We start from the raw sequence: 6,000 nt of genomic DNA on the forward strand, positions 1-6,000 counted from the left end.
GCATTAAGAATAAATACTATAAATATTGTATGTAAATTTCTTAGAGCCACAGCCCCATTAAACTATAGATTGTAATCTTAATCAATGAGTAATCCCATTATTAAACAATCATAAAAATTGCCATTTATGAAAAAATCTCTTCTTATTATTCCTTCTTGTATAAATCCAAGCTTCCTGTATAATGCAATAGCTGGTATGTTGTCAATTCTAACCTTTAAATTAATTTTTCTTATTATTCCTGATTTTTTGCTATATTCAATTAGATATTTTATAAGTTCTTCACCAATACCTTTGCCCCAATATCTCTTAAGTACACTTACTCCAAATTCACCAACATGGGCAATTCGTGGTGTTATCCCTGCTGAAAAGTCCAAATTTCCAACTATGTTTCCATTAATTTCTGCAATAATAAGGAGAGAATTATTCTTTTTAATACAGTTTTCAATAGATTGTTCAGCTTGCTTAATTGATTTTTTAAATTCGCCTTGTCCAAAGGTTAAAAAATCTGATTGTCCCCCAATAACATTTAGATAATCTATTAAGGCTTTAGCATCTGATTTAACAGCCTTTCTAATTATAACTTTTTCATTATTATCAGTTATTTTATTCATTAATTATCCCCCTTATTTCCTCTGATATTTGGAAATATCACAAAACATTGCTGCACACTTACATAAATATTATATTCATGTTGTATATTAAATATATTCCATATTATCCTTAATGTTTATATATATTCTATTGCAAAATGGTTAAACTACAAATGTACATGATATAAAAAATTTATATATTCAGAAGGGAGTAATATAAATGAATAATAAAAATTTAGAGGAAGCAAAACAGTTAAACGCTAAATCAAGAGCAAATAAAGGTATGGCATCATCAGCAAATGCTAATGCTAATATGACTAGCAGCACTGATGAAGCTACATTACAGGAAACAAAACAGTTAAATGCTGAATCTGCTGCCAATAAGGGTATGAGCGGTACTGCAGCTTCTAGCATGACTAGCAGCGTTAATAGTTCTGACGTAGAGGTAGCTAAAAAATTAAACGCTAAATCAAGAGCAAATAAGGGAAATTCTATGGAATAACTAATGGGCAGGTTTTATCCTGCCTATTCTAATTATCATAAATATGTTAAGCTATTTTGATTCTACTAGTTTTATTTTATCTCTTCTTGGCATTTGCTTTATAGCATATTCTCTTTTTTGCGCCAAAATTTTATCTTGAAACTCCTCATAGTAAACTAAGGTTACAGGAAGTCGTCCTCTTGTATATTTTGCACCCTTACCTTTAGAATGGGTCTCTATTCTCTTTTCCAAATCATTAGTCCATCCAGTATAAAGGGTTTTATCTGCACATTCTAATATATAAACATAACACATGATTTTTATCCCCTTTTATATAGCAATAGTGAAGAATTAATAATGGAATTTTGTCTTACTGCCTTCCTTTGTAGGAATTATTTCTAACCTTGTATCTACTCTTTCTTTAAGTTCAGGAACGTGTGATATTATCCCTACTAATCTTCCATCATTTTGTAGGTCAATTAAACACTGAATTGCATTATCTAAGGATTCAGGATCTAAGGTTCCAAATCCTTCATCTATAAATATGGTATCTAAACTTATTCCTCCAGCATGGCATTGAACCACATCAGCTAGTCCAAGAGCTAAAGCTAAAGAAGCTTTAAAGCTTTCTCCTCCAGATAAAGTCTTAACATGTCGAGCTTTTCCAGTATAATTATCAAAAACCTCCAGTTCAAGACCTTGTTGTTTTGCTCCTTTACCCTTTTCTTCTTTTCTTTTAAGTATAAACCTTCCTCCTGCCATCTTACGTAATCTTACATTGGCAGCATTGATTATTTCATCAAAATAAGCAGCTAAAACATACCTTTCAAAGGTTATTTTATCTCTATTATCACCATTTGCAATTTTAGCAAGATCTCCAATAACGCCATAATTTTTTTCATCCTCTCCTATGTCTTTATTTATCTTTTCAATCTCCTTTAATGCTTTGTTGTTGTTATTTATCCTTGAGAATAAGTTTTTTTCTTCCCCTTGTAAATCCTCTTCTTGTAATTTAGTTTTTTTCAAATCCGCCATTAGTTCTTCAATATGTATCTGACTTAGCCCCTCCGTGTCCTTTGCAGCCTTTTCTACTCTATCTTTTAAGGATTTTAAGTTTTGCCAATACTGTGATATATCTTTTTCTAAAAGATTAATTCCCTCCTCAGAAGTTTTTAATGAGGTATATTCGGTGTAATCCTTAAATCCGGCTTCCTTAATTTTATTGTTTAACTGTTCCTTACACAATTCTACTTCCCTTGTCGCATCCTCTATGTTCTTATATTTAACTTCTTTATCTGCCTTAGTAGATGCATAAGTTGTATTGGCTTTGTTGTAATCCTCCTGAGCAGACCTATAAGCTTTTTCCAATGTGCTAAGACATTGTTGAAGCTCTTTAATTTTAGATGAGAGCTTTGTAAAGCATCTTATTTCTTCCGGTATTTCTTTTTCTATACTTATCAGGAGTTCCTCTTCACTTTTTACCTTACCATAAATCTCAGTATATTCTTTTTCTGTGTTTTGTATTAGATCTTCTTTACTTTCTATATGCTCACTTAATTTTTTTATATTATTTTCTAAGTTTACTTTTTTCTCCTGAATTTTTGTAATATTTTGCTGTTTTTCTTTTATAGAATTTAATTCTCCACTTATTTCCTTTCCTTTGGAAGTTAAAATATGCATCATATTTTTAAATTCAATTTTAGTTATATCTTCAGTAAAAATAGCTTTCAACTTATCTCTTTGCTCTATTAGAATCTCATGACTTTTTTTTATAATTCCATTTAAATCAGAAAGCTTTTGAAGCCTTTCATCCCTATTTTGTTTTAACTTATCAAAATCATGCTTAGCTTGCTTAAGTTTCTCCTCTGTAGGTACTCCATCTATAAATTTAGCAAGTTTAGGGTGATGTGTAGATCCGCATACAGGACATTCTAATCCTTCTTCTAAATTTTTTGCTAAAAGACCTGCTTGTCCTCTTCTAAAATTTTCTTCCATAAGCTCATATTGAGTTTTTACTTCATTATATTTCATATCAAATTCATCAAAACTCTTACTATTCTCCTTATGCTTATTAACCTTCTTTATATATTCCTCACTATTCTTATAGAAGTTTCTCATTTCTGTAATTAAAAGTTCTTTCTCATATGCAGCCCTATCCAGCTTTTCCTTAAGTGTTTCTGCCCTTTGAGCCTCCGTTAATTCTTTATTAGCTTTTTCTAAATTAATCTTTTCATCCTTTACAGATAGCCTAAGCTCCTTTAAAAAATTTTCTTTATTCCTAAGATTTTCTCTTGATTTAATTATCATTAAGCTCTTTTCTTCATAGACCTTAACCTTGTCCTCTAAATTTTTAAGGGTAGCTATACTATCTGAAAGTTTCTTCCTTCCATTTTCCTTAGCTTCTTCCTTCTCTAATCTTTCTTTGCATATAATAATATTCTTTTCCCACTGCCTTAGCTTTTCTTCCGCTTGGTTATATTGAAGTTTCCTTGTGTTCAAGTTATTTTGCCCATGTATAAAAGAATTCTCAACCATCTTTACCTGAAGAGCCTTTCTTCCTTTTTCCAATAGGATTTGTTTTTCTCCATATTCCTTTTCTTTTAATAAATAACAGTGATATTGCTCTTGAAGCTGCGCCTTTTCCTTAATCTTCTTATTTATTTCTTCTCCCTTAATTATACTTTTTTGTAGCTGTTCTTGTTTAGTTTTAAGCTTTCTAATTTCTTCAATGAATTTTTTTCTACATCCTTCGTCATTTTTTATCAGCTCTCTTGTCCTATTTATTATTTCAATTACATTTAAATCCTCTGCATTTATAAGTTTAACTAATAGTTCATCCTCTCCAACTTCTATATGCTTTGCATAGGTATCCCTTTGAGTTTTAGTATTACTAATTTTTTTATAAATAGATTTTTTCTGTTCATCTAGTTTTCTCTGGATAGCTTCAAAGGCTTCAGTACCAAAGATTTTCCTAAATATAACTTCTCTCTCTGAACTATCGGATTCTAATAGCTTTCTAAATTCTCCCTGAGGAAGCATTACAATCTGTCTAAATTGATTTTTATTGATTCCTAAAATGTTATTTATGTTTTCATCAACAGTGTTAACCTTTGATATTACCTTTCCATCAGGCAGGGTTAAATAGGCCTCAGCACTTTTAAATACAAAGCCATCTCCTCTTGCTCTTTTTCTATTCTGTTGAGGATATCTGCTAATGGTATAGTTCTTTCCTTTAAGACTAAATTCTAACTCTACATAGGTGGGTACTTCTGGAGATGCAAAATCACTTCTCAATGTATCCTTATCTCTACTGCTTCCTGAAGCTTCTCCAAAAAGCGCATAACTTATAGCATCATATATGGTAGTCTTACCTGCCCCTGTGGGACCGGTAATCAAAAATATGTTTTTACCCTGTAACATTCTAAAATCCACTTTTTCTACCCCTGCATAAGGTCCGAAGGCGCTCATAGTCAGGCTCATTGGTCTCATATATTATTTCACCTCACTGTCTACTTCTTCTATTACTTTTTTCACTATATTTATTTTTTCTTCCGTTAACTCCTTACCTGCTATAGATCCATAAAACTCTTCAAAGAGCTGTAGTTTTGATTTATTTTCATATCCTAAAGAAGCAGAGGTTCTACTTTCTCCCCTTTCCTCAAAGGTCTCTCTATTTAATCCCATGATATTAGGATAAACTGCTCTTAATTTTGATATAGGATCCACTAATTCTCCCTCATCTGTAAGTATTGCATATACATAATCTTCAACATTGGCTTGCTTATAGACCTCTGGATTGATAAGCTGATTCATAGGGCCCTTTATTATTCTCATATCCCTTTTAGGAATAAATTCTTTAAATTCTATGGACACTTCACCAAATTCGTCTATATTTACTATAGTGGCACCTTTTTTTTGGTTTGTTTCTGAAAAAGAATATTTTAATAAGGAACCTGAATATCTTATCCTGTCACTTCCCACTTTCTGTGGACCATGAAGGTGTCCTAAGGCTGTATAATTAAAGCAGTTAAAATATTCCCCACTTATTAAATCTGTGCCACCAATACTTAAAGGTCGTTCAGAATCTGAAATTTGCAGTCCTGCTCTAATTTTTTTTCCTTCTTCTTCTTCTGCTGCTGCTGCTTTGTAATCTTTTATGAAAGAAACATATCCATGGGCAACCATAATATTTCTCTCACTTTTATTCATATGTTCTTTTATTCTTTCTATAATGCTTTTCATTGCCTCATCATGAGTTGTAATTCCATCATTTTCAAGTATATGTTTTATCTCTCTAGGATCTGCATAAGGAACCAAGTAAAAATTTACTGGACCGTACTTATCCTGAAGAGTTATTTTTTTTATTTCTTTATGAAAAACCCCTGCTATGTAAAGTCCATTTTTAGTTAAAATTCTGCTGCCAAAGGATAACCTTTCTGCACTATCATGGTTACCTGCTATGGCTAGTATTGGTGTTTTTAATTCCAATAAAATTTTAGTAAATGTTCTATCTAAAAGTTCCACTGCATCTATGGGTGGTATACTTCTATCATATAAATCCCCTGCTATTAACAAAGCATCAGGCTTTTCTTCTTCAATAATCTTTACTAATTGTTTCAAAACAAATTCCTGGTCATCTATCATACTAAATTCGTTTACAATTTTTCCTATGTGCCAATCTCCGGTGTGAATTATTTTCATTTAGCATGTACACCTCCTTGAACTATTTCACTATGAAATTCTATATTTATTATATACCATATTAAAAAATTGTGACCAATTTTTTAGTTGACAATTGACAATGTTTGTGTCAAGTTAAAGTGGGCAATTTATTTTTTGAATTTTTCCCATTATAAATTCAGTTGAAAATTTTATCCAATAGGGCTTCGCCCGCGGCCCGAAAGGGCGTACTTATCCCCTTAATTTTTT

5 protein-coding genes are annotated in these 6,000 nt (G+C 31.4%); 1 reads left to right on the plus strand and 4 read right to left on the minus strand.

What is annotated here, in order from left to right; genetic code table 11:
- Positions 1-77: 77 nt before the first annotated feature.
- On the minus strand, positions 78-611 hold the full coding sequence (locus CLLI_RS06445) for a GNAT family N-acetyltransferase (RefSeq protein ID WP_106063396.1): 534 nt from the start codon (positions 609-611) through the stop codon (positions 78-80).
- Between the two features lie 199 nt (positions 612-810).
- Between CLLI_RS06445 and CLLI_RS06450 the strand changes: the two genes are divergently transcribed.
- Positions 811-1,092, plus strand: a complete 282-nt coding sequence (locus CLLI_RS06450; protein ID WP_106063397.1) for a hypothetical protein — start codon at positions 811-813, stop codon at positions 1,090-1,092.
- A 51-nt stretch (positions 1,093-1,143) separates the two neighbouring features.
- Here the strand turns inward: CLLI_RS06450 and CLLI_RS06455 are convergent, their stop codons facing one another.
- From CLLI_RS06455 to CLLI_RS06465, 3 genes are read right to left on the minus strand one after another with little or no spacing between them, the layout of a single operon-like run.
- Entirely contained in the window at positions 1,144-1,386 is a 243-nt protein-coding gene (locus tag CLLI_RS06455; protein ID WP_106063398.1) for a GIY-YIG nuclease family protein, read from the minus strand.
- 36 nt (positions 1,387-1,422) lie between these two features.
- Positions 1,423-4,560 carry an AAA family ATPase gene (locus CLLI_RS06460; RefSeq protein ID WP_106063399.1) on the minus strand — a complete coding sequence of 1,046 codons (3,138 nt, stop codon included), beginning with the start codon at positions 4,558-4,560 and terminating at the stop codon, positions 1,423-1,425.
- A 3-nt stretch (positions 4,561-4,563) separates the two neighbouring features.
- A complete protein-coding gene (locus tag CLLI_RS06465; RefSeq protein ID WP_106063400.1) occupies positions 4,564-5,772 on the minus strand; it encodes an exonuclease SbcCD subunit D in 1,209 nt (402 codons plus the stop codon).
- Positions 5,773-6,000: the final 228 nt, after the last annotated feature.

It is taken from the genome of Clostridium liquoris (genome assembly GCF_002995785.1).
GTDB lineage: Bacteria > Bacillota > Clostridia > Clostridiales > Clostridiaceae > Clostridium_AO > Clostridium_AO liquoris.